This is a genomic window from Novosphingobium kaempferiae, assembly GCF_021227995.1.
Lineage (GTDB): Bacteria > Pseudomonadota > Alphaproteobacteria > Sphingomonadales > Sphingomonadaceae > Novosphingobium > Novosphingobium kaempferiae.
Map to the genome: position 1 here is coordinate 3,809,770 of NZ_CP089301.1, position 20,489 is coordinate 3,830,258.

Below are 20,489 nucleotides of genomic sequence, written 5' to 3' on the forward strand. Positions count from 1 at the left end.
TCGTTTTCAGGTGCCCGAATGCATAAGCAATCCGCTGTGCCGGGTCGAAAGCTCCCTTGGCCGCAGCGGCAATGATCGCCGATGCGGGGAACGGCGCGAACGCCGCGAGGGGAGCCTGACCCGCTGCGACCATCAGCCCAGCATGCCCACGAACTTCTCGAACAGGTAGAAGCTGTCCTGCGGGCCAGGGCTCGCCTCCGGGTGATACTGGACACCGAAGGCGCGCTTGCCCTTGATGGAGATGCCGCAATTGGTGCCGTCGAACAGCGAGACGTGGGTTTCCTCGACGTTGTCCGGCAGGCAGGTGTTATCGACCGCGAAGCCGTGGTTCATCGAGGTGATCTCGACCACGCCATCGGCATGGCGCTTGACCGGGTGGTTGGCGCCGCGATGGCCCTGGAACATCTTGCTGGTCTTCGCCCCCGCCGCGATGCCGAGCATCTGGTGGCCAAGGCAGATGCCGAACACCGGAATGTCGCGCTCCATCAGCGACTGGATGACGGGGACGGCATAGACGCCGGTCGCCGCCGGATCGCCGGGGCCGTTCGAAAGGAACACGCCTGCCGGTTCGAGCGAAAGGACGGTTTCCAGCGAAGTCTCGGCCGGAACCACCGTGACGCGCGCGCCCGCCTTCACGAGATTGCGGAAAATGTTGTCCTTCGCACCGTAATCGATGGCGACGACATGAGGGCGGCTTTCTCCTTCGCCGTTGCCGTAACCCTCGCCGAGCGTCCAGACCGAGCCTTCCCAGCCTTCCTGGATTTCGCGGCTGACGATCTTGGCAAGGTCCATGCCCTCAAGGCCCGGCCATTCCTGCGCGCGCTTGATGAGCGCGGGAATGTCGAAGTTGCCGTCCGGCTCGTGCGCGATGACTGCATTCGGCGCACCGGCGTTGCGGATGCGGCGTGTCAGGGCGCGGGTGTCGACGCCCGAAAGGCCGACCTTCCCCTTGCTCGCCAGCCACTCGCTGTAGCCGCCTGCCGAGCGGAAGTTCGACGGCAGCGTCACATCCTCGCGGACGACGCAGCCGACGGCACCGTCGACCTGCGATTCAAGGTCTTCCTCGTTCACGCCGACGTTGCCGATGTGCGGGAAGGTGAAGGTCACGATCTGGCCCGCATAAGACGGATCGGTCATGACTTCCTGGTAGCCGGTCATCGAGGTGTTGAAGCAGACTTCACCCACCGCTTCGCCGATGTGACCGAAGCCGCGGCCCCAGACGACATGCCCGTCGCTAAGAACAAGAACGCCCGTTGCCCCTTCGGGTTTGGGCGCAAGCGAAGATGCGGCGTCGGCCATGGTGGGTCGCTCCGTTGACGGCGTTTCTGACGTTGTGTGCTAAGACGCGGCCGCTAGAGGGGGTTGTCCACCGCGTCAAGGTACGACCCGTGCAAAATGGCGCGCAGGTTGCTAGCTTCGATGCAACACGCATTTCCATTCACTCCAGATCCGCAGGAAACCAATGCTCCGTGATTCGATCAAGGCCGCCCAGATTTCGGCCATGAAGGCCGGCGAAAAGCAGCGCCTTGCCACCGTCCGCCTTATCCTCGCCAAGATCAAGGACCGCGACATCGAACTGCGCACCGCCGCGACCACTCCGGACGACGACGCACTCGTCATCGACGTCCTTCAGAAGATGGTGAAGCAGCGCCGCGAATCGATCACCCTGTTCGAACAGGGCGGCCGTCCCGAGAAGGCGGCCGATGAACAGGCCGAGTTGGAGGTGATCGAAACCTTCCTCCCCACCCAGCTCTCCGAGGAAGAGACCATGGCCGCCATCGAGGCGATCAAGGCCGAGACCGGTGCTGCCGGCATGAAGGACATGGGCAAGGTCATGGCCGAACTGAAGGCCCGCCACGGCACCGTCCTCGACATGACCAAGGCGAGCGGCTGGGTGAAGGCCGCGCTGGCCTGACGGCTGGCAGGCGACAGACCTCGTGCTCACCCCCCAATGGCTCGACCAGCTCCGGTCCCGCACCACGCTTTCCGCGCTGGTCGGCCGGTCGGTGCGTCTGCAGAAGGCGGGGCGCGAGCACAGGGCCTGCTGCCCGTTCCACAACGAGAATTCGCCCAGTTTCTACGTCAACGACGAGAAGGGTTTCTACCACTGCTTCGGCTGCGGCGCGCATGGCGACGCGATCCGGTGGATGACCGATCACCAGGGCCTCGCCTTCATGGATGCGGTCAAGGAACTGGCGGCGGAGGCCGGGATGGACGTCCCTGCCCCCGACCCGAAGATGGCTCGCGCGGCGGAAAAGCGCGATTCGCTCCATGATGTCATGGCCGCCGCGCAGGAGTGGTTTGAACGGAACCTAGGCGCACCTGAGGGTGACACAGCGCGCGCCTACCTCGCCACACGCGGGTTTGATGCGCATACGGTGCAGCGTTTCGGCTTCGGTTACGCGCCGGAGGGTCGCCAGTCACTCAAGGAGGCCCTCTCCCGCTTCCCGGAAGCCATGCTGATCGAGGCGGGCCTTCGCATCGCAGTCGAGGAGCGTGATCCCTACGACCGTTTCCGTGGTCGCCTCATGCTCCCCATCGAGGATGCGCGAGGACGGGTCATCGCGTTCGGCGGGCGCATCCTGACCAAGGGCAAGACCGACGCCCCGAAGTATCTCAATTCCCCCGACACGCCCCTCTTCGACAAGGGGCGCACGCTCTACAACCTGCACCGCGCCGCGCCCGCCGCGCGGCAGTCGGGGCGGATCGTGGTGGTCGAGGGGTATATGGACGTCATTGCCCTTGCCGCCGCCGGGATCGCCGATGCTGTTGCGCCGCTGGGGACCGCGCTGACCGAGCACCAGATCGAGATGCTCTGGCGCCATGTCGAGATGCCGATCCTGTGCTTCGACGGCGACGCGGCGGGCCAGCGTGCCGCGATGCGCGCGATCACCCGTGCCCTGCCGCTGCTGCGCCCTGCCCATTCGCTGCGAATCGTGCGCCTGCCCGAAGGGCTCGACCCCGACGATCTCATCAAGGCGCGCGGCAGCAAGGCGATGGAGGATATCCTCGCCGACGCCCGCCCGCTGATCGAGGTGCTGTGGGAGGTCGAGCGCGACGCCTCTCCCCTCAACACGCCCGAGGACAAGGCGGGGCTCAAGGCCCGCCTCATGGCGCATGTCGAGACGATACAGCACCCCGACATCGCCAGCCTCTACCGCCGCGAACTGCAGGACCGCTATTCCGAATTCGCCTTCCCGCGCCGCGAGAATCGCTGGCAGCAAGGTGGAAACCAAGGCGCAGGCTCAGGCTTCCAGCCCCGCCAGAACCAGCGCGGCGGCGGCAAGTGGAACGGCAAGCCGACGCCCGCCCCCTCCTCGCCCGAATCGATCAGTCGCCTGAACAGCCGATTCGCGCAGGGCGGCAATCGCGACGCGCTTTCAGCCGCGATCATCGCGGGCCTTATTCGCTGGCCCGCCCAGCTTGCCCGCCATGCCGAGGCTCTGGCGCGCACGCCGGGGCTCGACCCGCGATTCGAGACACTGGTGGACTGCTGCGGCGCTGCCGACGCGCTTGAAACCGACGTTCTCGCCACCATATTGCGCGACAACGGCCTGGCTCAGCCCATGGCCGCAGAGTACGCGGGCCTGCGATTCGGCTTCCTGATTCCCGAGACGAGCGAGGAACAGGCGGCAGCCGAACTGGCCCAGGCGATCGACCTTCTGGTGGAGAGACCCGTGCTTGAAGCGGCCCTGGCGAAGGCGACTGCGCGCTTCGAATCGGAACTTTCCGAGTCGGCGTTTGCGGAACAGCAACGCTTGCTCAAGAGAAAGCTGGAATTCGATAGCCGTCTCAGGCAAATGGCAACCAGACATGTGTCGTGATTGTATAATTATACAAACGCAGCGATGCACGGGATAACGGCGGACGAATGAGCAAGAACGACACCAACGGCGCGGACACCGACGGCATGGACGCGCCGCTGATCGACCTCAACGAGGCTTCGATCAAGAAGCTGATCGCGCGCGCCAAGCGTCGCGGCGTGATCACGGTCGATGAACTGAACGAAGCGCTGCCGCAGGACCAGATGTCCACCGACCAGATCGAGGACATCATGGCCGCGATCTCGGAGATGGGCGTCAACATCGTCGAGAGCGACGAGGACGCCGACAACCAGGCCGAAGACGACCGCGACAATGACGACAACGACGCCGACGACGGCGACGAGGTCTCTCCGCGCGTCAACGTCGATCCCGCGAAGAAGAAGGAAACGGTCGAGCGCACCGACGACCCGGTGCGCATGTACCTGCGCGAGATGGGCGCGGTCGAACTGCTCAGCCGCGAAGGCGAAATCGCCATCGCCAAGCGCATCGAAGCCGGTCGCGACATGATGATCCTGGGCCTCTGCGAGAGCCCGATCACCTTCCACGCCATCATCCAGTGGTCCGAAGCGCTCAACAACGGCGAGATGCAGCTGCGCGAGATCCTCGATCTCGACGCGATGCTCTCCAAGGAGCCTGCGCCGGAAAACCTCAACGAGGACGGCGAGAGCGACGACGACGGCGAAATCTCGGAAAAGACCGCCGGCCCCTCGTTCAAGGACGAGGACGACGTCGAGGAGGACAACTCCGAGGAAGTCGACGAGGACGGCAACCCGATCCCCAAGCGCCAGGCCGAGGAAGAGGAAGAGGACAACACTCTTTCGCTCGCGCAGATGGAAGCGGCTCTCAAGCCCGAAGCGCTTGAGAAGTTCATGCTCATCACCGAGCTGTTCCAGACCTTCGAGCGCCTGCAGTCCGAGCGTCTCGACGCGCTGGCGCTGGGCATCGATTTCCCGGCCGCCAAGGAAGACCAGTACCAGCAGCTTCGTGAAGACCTCACGGCGCAGGTGGAATCGGTCAAGTTCCACGCGACCAAGATCGAATACCTCGTCGACAACCTCTACGCCTTCAACCGTCGCCTGACGACGCTGGGCGGCCAGATGCTGCGCCTTGCGGAGCGTCACAAGGTCAAGCGCGCCGACTTCCTCGAAAGCTACGTCGGCCGCGAACTGGACGATACGTGGATCACGGACGTCGCGAAGAAGGACAAGAAGTGGGCCGCGTTCGCCGAGAACGAAGCCGACTCGGTCGAGCGCATCCGGCTTGAGGTGTCCGACATCGCCGCAGCCACCGGCATGGCGCTCCCCGAGTTCCGCCGCATCGTCAATATGGTCCAGAAGGCGGAGCGCGAGGCGCGCATCGCCAAGAAGGAAATGGTCGAGGCAAACCTGCGTCTGGTGATCTCGATCGCCAAGAAATACACGAACCGCGGCCTGCAGTTCCTGGATCTCATCCAGGAGGGCAACATCGGCCTGATGAAGGCGGTCGACAAGTTCGAGTACCGCCGCGGCTACAAGTTCTCGACCTATGCGACCTGGTGGATCAGGCAGGCGATCACGCGCTCGATCGCGGATCAGGCCCGCACGATCCGTATCCCGGTCCACATGATCGAGACGATCAACAAGCTGGTCCGCACCAGCCGTCAGTTCCTCCACGAGCAGGGCCGCGAGCCCACGCCCGAGGAAATGGCCGAGCGCCTGTCGATGCCGCTCGAAAAGGTGCGCAAGGTGATGAAGATCGCCAAGGAGCCGATCTCCCTCGAAACGCCGATCGGCGACGAGGAGGATTCGCACCTCGGAGACTTCATCGAGGACAAGAACGCGATCATCCCGGTCGACGCGGCGATCCAGGCGAACCTCAAGGAAACGGTCACCCGCGTCCTCGCCTCGCTCACCCCGCGCGAGGAGCGCGTGCTGCGCATGCGCTTCGGCATCGGCATGAACACCGACCACACGCTGGAAGAAGTCGGCCAGCAGTTCTCGGTCACCCGCGAACGCATCCGCCAGATCGAGGCGAAGGCGCTGCGCAAGCTCAAGCACCCGAGCCGCAGCCGCAAGATGCGCTCGTTCCTGGATCAGTGAGCGGGTTCAGCAGCTAAAGGAAAAGCCTCGCTTCGGCGGGGCTTTTTTGTGCCTAGCGTCCGCAGGGCCGCTGTTCGATGACGTTGTAGCCCTTGGCCTGCGCCATGCAGGCATTGCTGAAGGTCTGCCGCTTGCCACGCTTCACCGCGCAGACCGGCGCATACTCCCGGGTACACATCGCGGGCTTTTCCGGCCTCGGTCGGTGCGGACGATCCGGTCCGGGCATCGTCTCGAGGCATCCGGCAAGAACGAGTACGCCGGCCAGACCCAGCGTCGGCAGGACAAAACGCTTCATGGCTTCTCCTCTCTCGGTCCAATCTACGTAGAACCACCTGATCGTGCTCCTGCGAAATGGCAGTTGCAAGGCTTGCCACCCACAAGACTCGCAATGCGACGATCACGAGACTAAGGGAGCGCCAAACGAATCCCTCGCAGGAAGGAAGCACGCTCTCCATGCGTATCGCGATCGCATCCGATCACGCCGCCGTCGACCTCAAGGCGACCTTGCGCGAATACCTCATCGAAGCCGGCCACGAAGTCGCGGACCTCGGTCCCGAGACCGCCGACCGCGTCGATTACCCCGATTACGGCTACAAGCTGGCCTCGGTCGTCGCCGACGGCACGGTGCAGTTCGGCGTCGCCCTGTGCGGCTCGGGCATCGGCATCTCGATCGCGGTCAACCGTGACCCAGCGTGCCGCTGCGCGCTCGTCTCGGAGCCGCTCTCGGCAGCGCTCGCGCGTGAGCACAACAACGCCAACGTCATCGCCATGGGCGCGCGCCTGACCGGCGAGGACATGGCCAAGGCCTGTCTCGACGCTTTCCTCTCCACCGATTTCGGCGGCGGCCGCCATGCTGGCCGCGTCGAGAAGCTCTCCAATCCGTCCTGCTGAAGGAGCACAGAACCATGACCGTAGAAACCGCCATCCGTTCGCCCGGCTTCTTCACCGACTCGGTCGCGACCAGTGATCCCGACGTCGCAAAGGCCATCGGCAAGGAACTCAAGCGCGAGCGCAAGCAGATCGAGCTGATCGCCTCGGAGAACATCGTCTCCAAGGCCGTGCTCGAAGCGCAGGGCTCGGTGCTGACCAACAAGTATGCCGAGGGCTATCCCGGCAAGCGCTACTACCAGGGCTGCGAGCCTTCGGATGAGGTCGAGACCCTCGCCATCGAGCGCGCCAAGAAGCTGTTCGACTGCGGCTTCGCCAACGTCCAGCCCCACTCGGGCGCGCAGGCCAACGGTGCGGTGCTGCTCGCGACCGTGAAGCCCGGCGACACCATCCTCGGCATGAGCCTCGACGCCGGTGGCCACCTTACCCACGGCGCCCGCGCGGCACTGTCGGGCAAGTGGTTCAACGCCGTGCAGTACGGGGTGACCAAGGACACCCACCTGATCGACTACGATGAGGTCCAGGCCCTCGCCACCGAGCACCAGCCCAAGCTCATCATCGCGGGCGGCTCCGCCTATCCGCGCGTGATCGACTTCAAGCGCATGCGCGAGATCGCCGATTCGGTCGGCGCGCTGCTGCACGTCGACATGGCGCACTTCGCGGGCCTCGTCGCGACCGGCCTGCACCCCTCGCCGTTCCCGCACGCGCACATCGCCACCACCACCACGCACAAGACCCTGCGCGGTCCGCGCGGCGGCATGATCCTCACCAATGACGAGGCTCTGGCGAAGAAGCTGAACTCGGCGGTGTTCCCCGGCCTGCAGGGCGGCCCGCTGATGCACGTCGTCGCCGCCAAGGCGGTCGCCTTCGGTGAAGCGCTGCGCCCCGAGTTCAAGGACTACTGCGCCCGCGTGATCGAGAACGCACAGGTTCTGGCCGACACGCTCAAGGCGCGCGGCGCCGCGATCGTCTCGGGTGGCACCGACACGCACCTCGCCCTCATCGACCTCTCGCCGCTCGGCGTGACCGGCAAGGACGCCGACGAGGCGCTGGAGCGTGCGGGCATCACCTGCAACAAGAACGGCATCCCGTTCGACCCGCTGCCGCCGATGAAGACCAGCGGCATCCGCGTCGGTTCGCCCGTCGGCACCACCCGCGGCTTCGGTCCGGAAGAGTTCCGCGAGATCGGCAACATGGTCGCCGACGTGCTCGACGGTCTTGCCAAGAACGGCGAACAGGGCGACGCTCAGGTGGAGCAGAACGTCCGCGAGCGCGTTGAAGCGCTGTGTGATCGTTTCCCCATCTACGAGGACTGAGCTTATGACCGACCCGCAGCGCCCCCAGAATGGCCACTTCGTCAACGACGCGCGCCAGGAACTTGCCGGAATGTTGCAGGATGGGCTTTCCCATCCCTCGACCAAGCCGGTGCTGATCTGGGGCGCTGCGGGCGCGGTCGCAGGCGCTTTCCTGCCTTTCGTCTCCATCGGCCTCGGGCTGGCGGCAGGCGCGGGCTACAAGTTCTACAAGCGCGTCCGTCCGGACTGAGCTTCAGGGTTTACCTGAGATATTGAAAGTAACTGATTGAATGCGCTGTCCTTTCTGCGCTCACGATGATTCCCAGGTCAAGGACAGCCGCCCGACCGAGGATGCCACCGCGATCCGCCGTCGCCGCCAGTGTTCGAGCTGCGGTGCGCGCTTCACGACCTTCGAGCGCGTGCAGCTGCGCGAGATCGTGGTGGTCAAGAGCAACGACGCCGAGGGCCATGAGCGGCGCGAACCGTTCGACCGGGGCAAGATCGAGCAATCGGTCACCCTCGCCTGCCGCAAGCGCGGCATCGATCGCGAGAAGATCGAGCGGCTCGTCTCCGGTGTCCAGCGTCAGGTCGAGACCATCGGCGAGACCGAAGTGCCCTCCCGCGTCATCGGCGAACTCGTGATGGACGGGCTGCGTCAGCTCGACTCGGTCGCCTACATCCGCTTCGCCAGCGTCTACCGCGCCTTCAACGAGGCGAAGGATTTCGAAGAATTTGCAGGGACCGTGCGCGATGTCGGCGTCAATTGAAGTGAAGCAGCCGGTTATCGTGCTGGTCCGCCCGCAACTGGGAGAGAATATCGGCAAAGCCGCGCGCGCGATGCTCAACTTCGGGCTGACCGAGATGCGGCTCGTCTCCCCGCGCGACGGCTGGCCCAATCCTTCGGCAGGCCCCGCGGCAGCGGGCGCCGACGAGGTGCTGGAAAAGGCCGAAGTGTTCGAAACGCTGGCCGAGGCGGTGCATGACTGCACCAACGTCTACGCCACCACCGTGCGCAAGCGCGGCGTCACCAAGCCGGTGGTCACGCCTGAGGAAGCCGCGCGCGAGGTCTATGCCGCGACGGGCCGCTCGGCCTACGTGTTCGGTCCCGAGCGCTCGGGGCTGGAGACCGACGACGTGGCGCTCGCCCGCGCGATTCTGACGGTGCCGATCAACCCCGCCTTCGCCTCGCTCAATCTGGCGCAGGCGGTGATCCTGTGCGCCTACGAATGGTCGAAGGGCGCAGCACTGGCGCAGCCGACGGTCGAAGAACTGCTCCCCCCTGCCCCGCAGGAAGAACTGGAGGGCATGATCAGCCAGTTCGAGCGCGTGCTGGAGACGACCAACTACTTCTTCCCGGAAAGCCGTGCCGCCGCGACCCGGCGCACTTTGCGCAACATGCTGACCAAGCCGGGCTGGAACAGTCTTGAGGTTCGCACGATGCGCGGCGTTCTGAGCGCACTGGGCGGCAATCGGCGGCCGCGCGAGCAATAGTCAGCCAACAATTTCCAACAAATTGCGGATTTTTTCCACTCGACCCCCAGAACCTGCACCGATACGCTGCAATGCAACAGACTTATTGGGGTACAATCAGATGTTTCGTCGACTGACTCTTGTTTCCGTGATCGCTGCCGCCACCGCGCTTGCCACTCCCGCGCTGGCTGATGTCAGCGCGCCTTCGGCTCCAAGCGAAAAGAACGCTGCGGCACCTGCCGATCCGAACAAGCGGGTTTGTCGTTCGATCAAGAACGTTGGTTCCTACATTCCGCAGCGCGAATGCCATACGGTCGCCGAATGGCAGAAGATTCGGGAAGCAACGACCAACGTCTCGGAAAAGGTGATCGACAAGCTGCGCAATACACGCACGCTCAAGGGTGATCTGTAAGCTCTCGCCGCGCCAGAACTTGACGGGCGACAATCCAGAAACTTGACATTCCGCGCCAAGCCCGTAAGGGCCACCCCTTCACGTGGCACCTGTCCTCATCGGCAGGTCGTCCATTCGGCCCCGCACTCCCGGTGAAGCGGCGGCCGCGTCCGGCACGATAGGTCGGATGGTGCGCCCCGGGAGAACCAAGGATCGCATCGCCACGGTGGCGGAGCGACAAGCAGATTGAAGGACGACTTATGTCGAAGCGCCAGAGCGCCAAGTACAAACTCGACCGCCGCATGGGCGAGAACATCTGGGGTCGCCCCAAGAGCTCGGTCAACCGCCGCAGCTACGGCCCCGGCCAGCACGGCCAGCGCCGCAAGGGCAAGCTGTCGGACTACGGCATCCAGCTGCGCGCCAAGCAGAAGCTCAAGGGCTACTACGGCGACGTGACCGAGAAGCAGTTCAAGCGCACCTACCAGGAAGCGTCGTCGATGAAGGGCGACACCAGCCAGAACCTGATCGGTCTGCTGGAGCAGCGCCTGGACATGGTCGTGTACCGCGCCAAGTTCGCGCCGACCATCTTCTCGGCTCGCCAGATCGTTTCGCACGGCCACATCCGCGTCAACGGCGTGAAGTGCAACATCGCTTCGCGTCGCGTGAAGGTCGGTGACATCATCACCCTCGGCAACAAGGCCAAGGAAATGGCTCTCGTCCTCGAGGCGCAGAACCTGCCCGAGCGCGAAGTGCCCGACTACGTCGCACAGGACGGCACCGACAAGGTGACCTTCGTCCGCGTCCCGACGCTCGACGAAGTGCCGTATCCGGTGAAGATGGAGCCGAACCTGGTCGTCGAGTTCTACTCGCGCTGATCCGGCTTTTTCGGGCTTCCGAAAAACGAAAGGGCGGTCCTTCGGGGCCGCCCTTTTCGCATGTGTATCGAACTGTCCAAACGACACGAAAAATTACACGTTTCACGGCACTTGTAAGGGAACTGCCGTGGGAATCGGGCATTAGCCCAGCATCATGACTCGCTACCGTTTCGTAACGCCCCACCGCACCGGCAAGTGGTACAAGGATCTCAGGACAGCACAGCGCCATGCGTGCGAGATCGGCGCCGGATTTCTCGATGAAATGACCGGCCGCTTCGTCGCCTATGTAGAGACGATGCTCGAGGTGATGCATGGCGAGGAAGAGGCGGACACCCCGCTCCCCGCCTAACGCACGCTGATGCCGAGTTCGCTCAGGAGTTGTCCGGCCTGAGCACGGGAGATGATCGCTCCCCGGAACAGGGCCGCATCGACCAGCCGAAGACCGCCAAGATCGGCGCCGCGAAGATCGGCACCATCGAACCGCGTGCCCGACAGGTCCGCATCGCGCAGGCTGCAGTCATGGAACGCCGCCTGCCGGAAATCGCATTTGGCGAGATCGGCCTGAGAGAAATCGACCTGCCGGAATTCCGCCCGCCTGAACGCATGGCCCGGTAGCCGGGCGTTCACCAGCAGGGTCTCTTCCAGCACCACATCGAGCATGGCGGCATCGGAGAAATCCCCGCCCGTCAGCTTGCATCGGGTGATGCGGGCCGAAGCCAGCGTCGCCCGCCTGAACGAAGCGTTGTTGAAGTCGCTCGCATTGAACGTCGCGGCGGACAGGTCGCAGTTCGTGAAATCGACGAATGCGCCCCGGCAGGACTTCCATGTCGTGCCGTCCAGCTTGGCACCGCCGAAGTCGGCTCGGCGCAAGGTGCAGCTTTCGAAAGCCCAGCCCCACAGATCGACGCCCGCGAGATCGGCTTCCTCCAGATCGCAGCCGATGAGGCGCTGTGCGCTGCCGGACAGTGCCTCGATCTCGCTGCGGGTCAATGTCCGGTCGCGAATCGCTCCATCCGTGGCCGACGCAGCCGTCACTTGTGCAGATAGTCCCGCCGGAAGTCGCTCGCGAAGGCGGCGAAGCGCTGCCCGGCGATGGCGTCGCGCATGCCCTGCATGAGCTGCTGGTAGAACGAGAGGTTGTGCTCGGTCAGCAGCATCGCGCCGAGCATCTCGCCCGCCTTGATGAGGTGGTGGATATAGGCGCGGCTGTAGGTGCCGCAGGTCGGGCAGGAGCAGCGCTCGTCGATCGGGCCGGTGTCCTCGGCATGGCGGGCGTTGCGCATGTTGAGCGGGCCGTTCCAGGTGAAGGCCTGCCCGTTACGGCCCGAGCGCGTCGGCAGCACGCAGTCGAACATGTCGACCCCGCGCTCCACCGCGCCGACGAGATCGTCGGGCTTGCCGACGCCCATGAGATAGCGCGGACGGTCGGCGGGCAACTGGCCGGGCGCGAATTCGAGCGTGGCGAACATCGCCTCCTGCCCCTCGCCCACGGCAAGGCCGCCGATGGCGTAGCCATCGAAGCCGATCTCGGTCAGCGCGTCGGCGCTGGTCTTGCGCAGCCCTTCGTCGAGAGCACCCTGCTGGATGCCGAACAGCGCCGAGCTTTCCGCATGTTCGCCGCCCGCGTCGAAGGCGTCGCGGCTGCGCTTCGCCCAGCGCATCGACATTTCCATGGACCGCGCGATGACGTCGCGCGGCTGGTCGATCTTGGGGCACTCGTCGAAGCACATCACGATGTCGGAGCCGAGCAGGCGCTGGATCTCCATCGAGCGCTCGGGGCTGAGCATGTGACGCGAGCCGTCGATATGGCTGGCGAAGGTCACGCCCTGCTCGGTGATCTTGCGCAGGTCCGACAGGCTCATGACCTGATAGCCGCCGCTGTCGGTCAGGATCGGGCGGTCCCAGTTCATGAACTTGTGCAGCCCGCCGAGCCGCGCCACGCGCTCCGCACCGGGGCGGAGCATGAGATGATAGGTGTTGCCGAGCAGGATGTCGGCGCCGGTCTTGCGCACGTCCTGCGGCTTCATCGCCTTGACGGTGGCGGCGGTGCCCACCGGCATGAAGGCGGGCGTGCGGATCTCGCCGCGACGCATCTGGATGACGCCGGTGCGGGCCTTGCCGTCGGTGGCGTGGATGGAAAACTGGAAACGGGGCTTCATGCGCCGCCCACTAGAGCATTTTGCAGCCGAGTGGAAATATCCGGCCGTTGGAAAATGCGACCCTCATGACCCGTGTCGTCATTGCGAGCGTAGCGAAGCAATCCAGTGCGGTTTACGCGGCTCTGGATTGCTTCGCTACGCTCGCAATGACGAAGGTCGAGAGCGCAGGATCAGAAGCCGTAGACCAGCGAGAAGCGCGAGATCGTGTCGGTCTTGAGCGAACCGATCGGCGGCGAGGTTTCGTGCTCGATCGAGTAGGACAGCTTGGCCTTGAGGCCCTTGGCCATGCCCGCCTCGATCGCGGTCATCGAGGTCAGCGTGTTGTTGTCCGACCCGATGTAGGCGCTGGCGTCCTGCGTCAACTTGATCGTCGGGTTGATCGTCCAGTCGAAGTCGACCGAAGTGAGCACCGACCAGTCGGTGCGGTCCACCTGATCCACGTAGTTGATGCGGCGCGCCGCAGGACCGGCCTCCAGCGCCATGGTCATGCCGGGGCGGTCGAGCACGCGGTAACCGAGACCGCCCGAGAGCGTGTAGCGATCCTCGAAGCCCTGGATCACATCGCGCTCGTACTGGACGCGGCCGTAGGTGAAGAAGCCTTCGTTCAGGGTGTAGCGCGGCTGGTAGATGGCGGCGTACTGCTCACGCGTGACGCGGCCGCGGTCTTCCTGGTAGTCCGCACGGGCCTGGATGATGTGCTCCCAGTTGATGCCCTTGCGATCGAGGTTGAGCGCGGCGGTGAAACCGAAGTTGTCGGTGTTGCCGGTCGAACGGAAGGCGCCGACCTCGACCTTGCCGGTCCACAGCTCCAGCACGCCCGAGGCGCGGATGCGAGCGAGTTCGGCCTCGGTCTTGGCGGCGATCTCCTTCGCGCGGCGGTCGTTGAAAGCCCGCTGCATGTCGCGGATCTCGTCCTTGTCATAAGGCTGCGTCTGCTGCGCGAACTTGACGAGCGCGGCGACCGAGGCGCTGTCGTCGGTCTTCATCGCGGCTTCCAGCATGGCGCGCACAGGCAGCGGCAGGCGCGGCGGACCGGCCTTCACGAAGGGCACGTATTCCGGATAGTCGGGCAGGTCGAGGACCAGCGGCGGTGGCGGCATCTCCGGAAGGATGATGAGCGGCTGCTGCTCCTCCACATGCGCCGGAGCCGGTGCCTGCGCATGGGCAGGCACGGCGAGCAACAGGACGGGAAGGCTGGCGAGAACCCTGCGGTGCATCGTCATGGACAGTAAGGTAACCGGTTACGTCCGCAGGCGCCACCCGGTCCGGAAGACCCAGGTGATGATGCCGATGCAGACCGCGAGGAACAGGATGGTGAGGCCGAGCGACAGACCGATCGGCACGTCGGAACTGCCGTAGAATGTCCAGCGCAGGCCGTTGACGAGGTAGACCACCGGGTTCGCCATCGCCACCGAGCGCCACGGCTCGGGCAGCATGTCGATCGAGTAGAACGTGCCGCCGAGGAACGTCAGCGGGGTCAGGATCAGCAGCGGCACGATCGTCAGCTTCTCGAAGCTGTCCGCCCAGATGCCGAGGATGAAGCCGAACAGCGAGAAGCTGGCCGAGACGAGCAGCACATAGAAGAACGCATAGACCGGGTGCGCGATGGAATAATCGACGAAGAAGCTGGCGGTGGCGAGGATGATCGCGGCAAGGATCAGCGACTTGGTTGCCGCCGCGCCGACGAAGCCCAGCAGCGTCTCGACGACGCCGACGGGCGCGGAGAGCAGCTCGTAGATCGCACCGGTGAAGCGCGGCATGTAAATGCCGAAGCTGGCGTTGGAGACGCTTTCGCCGAGGATGGTGAGCAGCAGCAACCCGGGCACGATGAAGGCGCCGTAGTTCACGCCGTTAACGCCGCTCGACATCTGCCCGCCGATGGCGGCGCCGAAGACGACGAAGTAGAGCGTGGTGGTCAGCACGGGCGCGAGGATCGACTGCATCGCCGTGCGGAAGGCGCGCATCAGTTCCTGCTTGTAGATCGTCCAGGCGGAGCGGGCGTTGAACAGGCTCATGCCGCGTCCTCCTTAACGGGAGCTTCAGGGCCTTCGAGCAGGTTCACGAAGATATCCTCCAGGCTCGATTCGTGGATGTCGATCGCGGTGTAGTCGATGCCGAGGCGGGTCAGTGCCTTGGTGAGTTCGGCGACTTCGGCGGTGCCTGCGCTCGCCCCCTCCCCGCCGCCGCCGCGATAGCAGAGCACGCGGCCATCCTCGATAAGGCTGACCGGATAGGCGGCGATTTCCGCAGGCAGTTCGGCCGGCGGCGCGGCCAGCGTGATGAGCGCTTCGGTGCGGCCGAGGCGCTCCATCATCGCGGTCTTCTCGTCCACCATCAGGATTTCGCCGTTGCGGATGATGCCGACGCGGTCGGCCATCTCCTCGGCTTCCTCGATGTAGTGGGTCGTCAGGATCACCGTCGTGCCGCGCTCGCGCAGGAGGGCGATCTGGCGCCACATGTCGCGGCGCAGTTCGACGTCGACGCCTGCGGTCGGCTCGTCGAGGAACAGCAGTTCGGGTTCGTGCGCCAGCGCCTTGGCGATCAGCACGCGGCGCTTCATGCCGCCCGACAGCGTGCGGATCTGCGCATCGCGCTTTTCCCAGAGACTGAGCGCGCGCAGGATCTCCTCGATCAGCGCCGGATTGGGCGGCAGGCCGAACAGCCCGCGCGAATGGTTGACCGAACGCAGCACCGGCTCGAACATGTCGGTCGCCAGTTCCTGCGGCACCAGCCCGATGCGGGCGCGCAGGGTGCGCCAGTGCCTGCCCATGTCCTCGCCGAAGGCGGTGATCGTGCCCGAAGTCGGCCGGACAAGCCCGCAGACCGCGCCGATCAGCGTCGTCTTGCCCGCGCCGTTCGGCCCCAGCAGCGCGAAGATCTCACCCTTGTTGATGGTGAGATCGACGCCCTTGAGCGCAGTGAACCCGCCCGCATACGTCTTCGTCAGGCGGCTGATTTCGAGAATGGGTTGCATGAGCGCTTGAATGGGATGAAATCGCCCCCGATCCAAGCCCCTATGCCATCATTTGTCGGATAATTTTATCCGCGTCATTTGGCGAGCGCGGCGAAGTCCTCATCGCGCAGGTAGGAGACGTAGCCGCTGAACATTGCAGCCGCGCTCTTCGGGTCGCCCATGATCTCCTGCATCGCGAGGCGGCCCAGCGTTTCGCCGCCAGCGCGGATACCGGCGGAGCTACGCGCACGGAACAGCGGGCGCGCCTCCTGCGCGCAATCGGTGGCCATCAGCCGAGTGAAGATCGCCGCCACCTGCCGGTCGAGCTGGTCCTTACGACCCGGCTCCACGCGGGCGACATCGGATATCTGGGGCGCGGAGGCCAGCGCGGCGACGAACCAGCGCGCCAGCGTCACCCGATCCGAGCCATTGGACTTCATCGTGAAGCACTGCGACAGCTTCGCCGCGTACTGCTCCTCCTGCGCGGGCGCCAGTTGCGGCGCGGCAGGAGCGGCCTGCGCATAGGCGGAGCCGGACACGGAAACGGCGACGACGGCCAACGCGGCCGCAAAAGTCTTCATGATGCAAATCCCCCTTCGCTCAGGGGATCAGCAGACTCGAATCCCCGTAGCTGTAGAAGCGATAGCCGTTTTCGATGGCGTGGGAATAGACCGACTGCATCCGCTCCAGCCCCATCAACGCACTGACCAGCATGAACAGCGTGGACTTGGGCAGGTGAAAATTGGTCATCAGTCCATCAATGGCCTTGAAGCGGTAGCCGGGGGTGATGAAGATCGAGGTGTCGCCCTCGAACGGGCGGATCACACCGTCCTCGCCCGTCGCGCTTTCGAGGAGACGCAACGAGGTGGTGCCCACTGCGATCAGGCGGCCACCGGCGCGGCGCGCGGCGTTTAGGCGGTCGGCAGTCGCCGCGTCGATACGGCCGAACTCGGCGTGCATCTGGTGGTCCACGGTGTCGTCGGCCTTCACCGGCAGGAAGGTGCCCGCGCCGACGTGGAGGGTCAGCGTCTCGCGCACCACGCCCGCAGCATCGAGCGCCTCGACCAGTTCGGGGGTGAAGTGCAGCGCCGCCGTGGGAGCGGCGACCGCGCCCTTCTCGCGCGCGAACATCGTCTGGTAGTCGCTGGCGTCGGCCTCGTCGGTGGGGCGCTTTCCGGCGATGTAGGGGGGCAGCGGCATCTGCCCTGCGCGTTCGAGCAGCACCTCGACCGGCTCATTGCCCTCGAAGGCGAGCGTCCAGCTGCCGTCGGGCAGGCGCTCCTCGGAGATGGCGGTAACGTCGGCGGGGAAGGTGATGCGATCGCCTGCCTTCAGGCGCTTGGCGTTGCGCACGAAAGCCTGCCAGCGGCGCAGGTCGATGCGCTTGTGCAGCGTCGCGCCGATGCGGGCCTCGCCGCGCATGCCTTCAAGCTGGGCGGGGATCACGCGGGTATCGTTGAAGACCAGCACGTCGCCTGCCCGCAGCAGGCCCGGCAGGTCGCGGACGTGATGGTCGGCGAAGGGCGCGTCGCCATCAACCAGCAGCATCTTCGCCGCATCGCGCGGACGCGCCGGACGCAGGGCGATGCTTTCGGGCGGAAGGTCGAAATCGAAGAGGTCTACGCGCATGGCGGGGCGCGCTAGACCTTTATGCGCCGGACGGCAAGGCGCGGGGCTTGTGTTCGGCTGCGACAGTGCTCTGTGCGAGGGGGCTTCGACAGCCTCAGCCTGAGCGGGTTTGAGAGGCCGCCCGTAAGGCGCGATGACATCGACCTGCGCCAACGTTCGTCATTGCGAGCATAGCGAAGCAATCCAGCGGACGGGGCAGCATGAGATTGCTTCGCTATGCTCGCAATGACGGAAAAGGGTAATTCATCACCCTCCAACCCCGCTCAGGCTGAGCTTGTCGAAGCCCCGTCGCGCAAGGGCGCGCCTAAAGACAGCCAGCGGTCCCGGAGCAAGTCCGGGACGACGTGGGCCTTAAGACGAGCGCCTCAGTTCGACTTCGAGTTGTTCAGGTCCGAGATCGAAGGCGCCTTCAGCGTCGGCGCTGCGGGCGCGACCGGCGCCACCGGGGCGGGCTTGTTCTCCGAGGCCAGCGAGGCCTGCACAACCTTGGTCGGGTTCTCGGGCGGCTCGCCGCGCTGGATGGCGTCGACGTACTGCATGCCCGAGATCACGCGGCCGAACACGGTATACTTCCGGTCGAGCGCAAAGCGCGGGTAGAACACGATGAAGAACTGGCTGTTGGCGCTGTTCGGATCGTTGGTGCGGGCCATCGACACGGTGCCGCGCAGATGCGGCATCGAGTTGAACTCGGCCTGGAGGTCCGGCAGGTCGGAGCCGCTCTGGCCGGTGCCGGTCGGGTCGCCGGTCTGCGCCATGAAGCCATCGATAACGCGGTGGAAGATCACCCCGTTGTAGAAGCCGCGCTGGGCGAGCGTCTTGATGCGCTCGACATGGTGCGGCGCCCACTGCGGCATCAGGCGGATGGCCACGCGGCCGCCGTCCGACAGGTCGAGCAGCAGCACGTTATCGGGATCGTGGCTGGCGTCGGTGTCGATCACCGTCGACAGCGGAGCGGGCGTCGGAGTCACCTCCGCAGCCGCATCCTTGTCCTTTTTATCCTTGTCCTTCGCGAAGGCCGGGGCGGCGACGAGCGCGGCACCAAGCATCAGCGCGGTCAGGGGAAGGCGAAACTTCATCTATCTGTCACCTGGGCAATTAACGGTCGAGCCGCGTGTCGGACGCGATAGAGCGCCCCCGCTGACGACACAATGAACAAGTTGTCGCGCGGGCCCGCCTGCCCGCACGGTCTCAGTAGTCTCCCATCAGCCCGTTCTGGGCGATGCGTGCGACGACATCCTCGCGCACCGCAGGACTGACGAACTTCGCGATATCACCCCCGAACATCGCGATTTCCTTGACCAGCTTGGACGCGATCGGCTGCAGGCTCACGTCCGCCATCAGGAACACCGTCTCGATGGCGGAATTGAGCTGCTGGTTCATCCCGGCCATCTGGTATTCGTATTCGAAGTCCGCGACGGCGCGCAGGCCGCGCACGATCACGCTGGCGCCCTGCACTTGCGCGAACTTCATCAGCAGCGCGTTGAAGCCGACCACGGTGACATTGTCGATCCCCATCGCCGCCACCTCGCGCTCGACCATGGCCATGCGCTCTTCCGGCGTGAACAGCGGGTTCTTCGACGGATTGGTGGTGACGCCGATGATGAGCTTGTCGACCAGCTTGGAACCGCGCCGGATGATGTCGGCGTGGCCCAGCGTGATCGGGTCGAAAGTGCCGGGATAGACGCCGACGCGTTCATGATCGCTGGCCAAATCGCTGGTAGGCATCAGTGATCCCTCTCGATGATATAGCGTGCGACGGCGCGCAGCAGGTCGGCTTCGCGGCCATGCTGCGCAAGATGTCCGACGGCCTGCTCGACCAGCATGCGTGCCTGTTCGCGCGCGCGCTCCGGGCCGAGCAGCGAGACGAACGTCTCCTTGCCCGCCGCCGCGTCCTTGCCCACGGCCTTGCCCGCGACCGCCGCGTCGCCCTCATGGTCGATGAGGTCGTCGGCGATCTGGAACGCGAGGCCGATATCGCGGGCATAGCCACGCAGGTGACCGCGTCCCTCGGGCGGGATACGCCCCAGGATCGCGCCCATCTCCACCGCCGCGCCAAGCAGCGCCCCGGTCTTGAGCTGCTGGAGGCGGGTCACGGTCTGAAGGTCGAACTCGCTGGTCTCGGCCACGAGGTCCATCATCTGGCCGCCCGCCATCCCTTGCGCGCCGCTGGCGTGGCCAAGCGTGCGGACCAGTTCGATGCGGGTGAAGGGATCGGCGCTGGTAGCGGGGTCCGCCAGCACCTCGAAGGCGAAGGCATGGAGCGAATCGCCCGCGAGCACGGCGGTCGCCTCGTCGAAGGCGAGGTGCAGCGTCGGCTTGCCGTGGCGCAGGGCATCGTCGTCCATGCACGGCAGGTCGTCGTGGATCAGCGAATAGACGTGGATCGATTCGATGGCGATGCCCGCCCGGATCGCCGCCTCGCGCTGGACGCCGTACATCTCGGCCACCGCCGCCAGCAGCAGCGGGCGCAGCCGCTTGCCGCCGCCAATGGCGGCATAGCGCATCGCCTCGACCAGCTTTGCGCGGGCGTCATCGGGGACCGGCAGCAGCGCGTCGAACGCCCCGTCGATCTCTTCCGCGATCCGCGACAGGCCATCGGCCAGCAGCGAATCATTTGCCCCCACAGTGGTCACAGATCGAACGGCTGCGTGCCCGTCGCCGCGCCGTCCGGCCCGGCGACGATGCGCTCGATCCGCGCCTGCGCGGCGTCGAGGCGCTTCTGGCAATGCTGCCGCAGCTTCTCGCCCTTTTCATAAAGCGATATCGAATCCTCCAGCGGCACGTCCCCGCTCTCAAGCTGGCGCACGATGGTCTCGAGCGCACGAAGCGCATCTTCGAAGCTGAGCGTATCGATGGTCTGGCTGTCGGAATCCATGGGCAAGCAATGGCCTTCGGGATGGGAACGGTCAAGGTGGCCGCCCGATTTA

General features: G+C 65.3%; 24 protein-coding genes. 11 read left to right on the plus strand and 13 right to left on the minus strand.

Going from position 1 to position 20,489, the window contains the following annotated elements:
- Positions 1–132: 132 nt before the first annotated feature.
- On the minus strand, positions 133–1,299 hold the full coding sequence (gene carA, locus LO787_RS17490; RefSeq protein ID WP_232492268.1) for a glutamine-hydrolyzing carbamoyl-phosphate synthase small subunit: 1,167 nt from the start codon (positions 1,297–1,299) through the stop codon (positions 133–135).
- A 163-nt stretch (positions 1,300–1,462) separates the two neighbouring features.
- Between carA and LO787_RS17495 the strand changes: the two genes are divergently transcribed.
- From LO787_RS17495 to rpoD, 3 genes are read left to right on the plus strand one after another with little or no spacing between them, the layout of a single operon-like run.
- Positions 1,463–1,915 carry a GatB/YqeY domain-containing protein gene (locus LO787_RS17495; RefSeq protein WP_232492269.1) on the plus strand — a complete coding sequence of 151 codons (453 nt, stop codon included), beginning with the start codon at positions 1,463–1,465 and terminating at the stop codon, positions 1,913–1,915.
- A 22-nt stretch (positions 1,916–1,937) separates the two neighbouring features.
- Entirely contained in the window at positions 1,938–3,824 is a 1,887-nt protein-coding gene (gene dnaG / locus LO787_RS17500; protein ID WP_232492270.1) for a DNA primase, read from the plus strand.
- A 47-nt stretch (positions 3,825–3,871) separates the two neighbouring features.
- Entirely contained in the window at positions 3,872–5,902 is a 2,031-nt protein-coding gene (gene rpoD / locus LO787_RS17505; RefSeq protein WP_232492271.1) for an RNA polymerase sigma factor RpoD, read from the plus strand.
- Positions 5,903–5,954: 52 nt separating this feature from the next.
- Here rpoD and LO787_RS17510 read toward each other — a convergent pair whose 3' ends face one another.
- The gene (locus LO787_RS17510) at positions 5,955–6,197 is read right to left on the minus strand and encodes a subtilase-type protease inhibitor (protein ID WP_232492272.1); all 243 of its coding nucleotides are present in this window, start codon (positions 6,195–6,197) and stop codon (positions 5,955–5,957) included.
- Between the two features lie 158 nt (positions 6,198–6,355).
- Between LO787_RS17510 and rpiB the strand changes: the two genes are divergently transcribed.
- The 8 genes from rpiB to LO787_RS17550 all read left to right on the plus strand — a co-directional run bounded on the left by rpiB (position 6,356) and on the right by LO787_RS17550 (position 11,170).
- A complete protein-coding gene (rpiB, locus tag LO787_RS17515) occupies positions 6,356–6,793 on the plus strand; it encodes a ribose 5-phosphate isomerase B (RefSeq protein WP_232492273.1) in 438 nt (145 codons plus the stop codon).
- Positions 6,794–6,807: 14 nt separating this feature from the next.
- Positions 6,808–8,106, plus strand: a complete 1,299-nt coding sequence (gene glyA, locus LO787_RS17520; protein ID WP_232492274.1) for a serine hydroxymethyltransferase — start codon at positions 6,808–6,810, stop codon at positions 8,104–8,106.
- Between the two features lie 4 nt (positions 8,107–8,110).
- Positions 8,111–8,335 (plus strand): hypothetical protein, encoded by a 225-nt coding sequence (locus LO787_RS17525; protein WP_232492275.1) that lies wholly within the window; start codon positions 8,111–8,113, stop codon positions 8,333–8,335.
- Positions 8,336–8,375: 40 nt separating this feature from the next.
- Positions 8,376–8,852, plus strand: coding sequence for a transcriptional regulator NrdR (gene nrdR / locus LO787_RS17530; protein ID WP_232492276.1), 477 nt, complete (start codon positions 8,376–8,378; stop codon positions 8,850–8,852).
- Entirely contained in the window at positions 8,836–9,576 is a 741-nt protein-coding gene (locus tag LO787_RS17535) for an RNA methyltransferase (protein ID WP_232492277.1), read from the plus strand. Before nrdR ends, LO787_RS17535 begins: the two co-directional genes overlap by 17 nt.
- 100 nt (positions 9,577–9,676) lie before the next feature.
- On the plus strand, positions 9,677–9,967 hold the full coding sequence (locus LO787_RS17540; RefSeq protein WP_232492278.1) for a hypothetical protein: 291 nt from the start codon (positions 9,677–9,679) through the stop codon (positions 9,965–9,967).
- Positions 9,968–10,206: 239 nt separating this feature from the next.
- Positions 10,207–10,821 carry a 30S ribosomal protein S4 gene (gene rpsD / locus LO787_RS17545; RefSeq protein ID WP_232492279.1) on the plus strand — a complete coding sequence of 205 codons (615 nt, stop codon included), beginning with the start codon at positions 10,207–10,209 and terminating at the stop codon, positions 10,819–10,821.
- 154 nt (positions 10,822–10,975) lie between these two features.
- Positions 10,976–11,170, plus strand: a complete 195-nt coding sequence (locus tag LO787_RS17550; protein ID WP_232492280.1) for a hypothetical protein — start codon at positions 10,976–10,978, stop codon at positions 11,168–11,170.
- On the opposite strand, the gene LO787_RS17555 is transcribed toward LO787_RS17550, so the two are convergent.
- The 11 genes from LO787_RS17555 to LO787_RS17605 form a co-directional block, all read right to left on the minus strand.
- Positions 11,167–11,811 (minus strand): pentapeptide repeat-containing protein, encoded by a 645-nt coding sequence (locus LO787_RS17555; RefSeq protein WP_232492281.1) that lies wholly within the window; start codon positions 11,809–11,811, stop codon positions 11,167–11,169. The genes LO787_RS17550 and LO787_RS17555 overlap by 4 nt on opposite strands.
- Positions 11,812–11,852: 41 nt before the next feature.
- Positions 11,853–12,980 (minus strand): tRNA guanosine(34) transglycosylase Tgt, encoded by a 1,128-nt coding sequence (tgt, locus tag LO787_RS17560; protein WP_232492282.1) that lies wholly within the window; start codon positions 12,978–12,980, stop codon positions 11,853–11,855.
- 170 nt (positions 12,981–13,150) lie between these two features.
- Complete coding sequence (locus LO787_RS17565; RefSeq protein ID WP_232492283.1) at positions 13,151–14,197, minus strand: DUF481 domain-containing protein; 1,047 nt, start codon at positions 14,195–14,197, stop codon at positions 13,151–13,153.
- A 24-nt stretch (positions 14,198–14,221) separates the two neighbouring features.
- Positions 14,222–14,995 (minus strand): ABC transporter permease, encoded by a 774-nt coding sequence (locus LO787_RS17570; RefSeq protein ID WP_232492284.1) that lies wholly within the window; start codon positions 14,993–14,995, stop codon positions 14,222–14,224.
- Positions 14,992–15,954, minus strand: coding sequence for an ABC transporter ATP-binding protein (locus LO787_RS17575; RefSeq protein WP_232492285.1), 963 nt, complete (start codon positions 15,952–15,954; stop codon positions 14,992–14,994). The genes LO787_RS17570 and LO787_RS17575 overlap by 4 nt, the downstream gene beginning before the upstream one ends.
- A 74-nt stretch (positions 15,955–16,028) precedes the next feature.
- Positions 16,029–16,514: a hypothetical protein gene (locus LO787_RS17580; protein WP_232492286.1), complete on the minus strand. Its 486-nt coding sequence runs from the start codon at positions 16,512–16,514 to the stop codon at positions 16,029–16,031.
- Between the two features lie 19 nt (positions 16,515–16,533).
- A complete protein-coding gene (gene queA / locus LO787_RS17585; RefSeq protein WP_232492287.1) occupies positions 16,534–17,562 on the minus strand; it encodes a tRNA preQ1(34) S-adenosylmethionine ribosyltransferase-isomerase QueA in 1,029 nt (342 codons plus the stop codon).
- Between the two features lie 365 nt (positions 17,563–17,927).
- Positions 17,928–18,638 carry a peptidylprolyl isomerase gene (locus LO787_RS17590; protein WP_232492288.1) on the minus strand — a complete coding sequence of 237 codons (711 nt, stop codon included), beginning with the start codon at positions 18,636–18,638 and terminating at the stop codon, positions 17,928–17,930.
- A 112-nt stretch (positions 18,639–18,750) separates the two neighbouring features.
- Entirely contained in the window at positions 18,751–19,287 is a 537-nt protein-coding gene (gene coaD / locus LO787_RS17595) for a pantetheine-phosphate adenylyltransferase (RefSeq protein WP_232492289.1), read from the minus strand.
- Positions 19,287–20,195 carry a polyprenyl synthetase family protein gene (locus tag LO787_RS17600; protein ID WP_232492290.1) on the minus strand — a complete coding sequence of 303 codons (909 nt, stop codon included), beginning with the start codon at positions 20,193–20,195 and terminating at the stop codon, positions 19,287–19,289. Before LO787_RS17600 ends, coaD begins: the two co-directional genes overlap by 1 nt.
- Complete coding sequence (locus tag LO787_RS17605; protein WP_232492291.1) at positions 20,192–20,437, minus strand: exodeoxyribonuclease VII small subunit; 246 nt, start codon at positions 20,435–20,437, stop codon at positions 20,192–20,194. Before LO787_RS17605 ends, LO787_RS17600 begins: the two co-directional genes overlap by 4 nt.
- Positions 20,438–20,489: the final 52 nt, after the last annotated feature.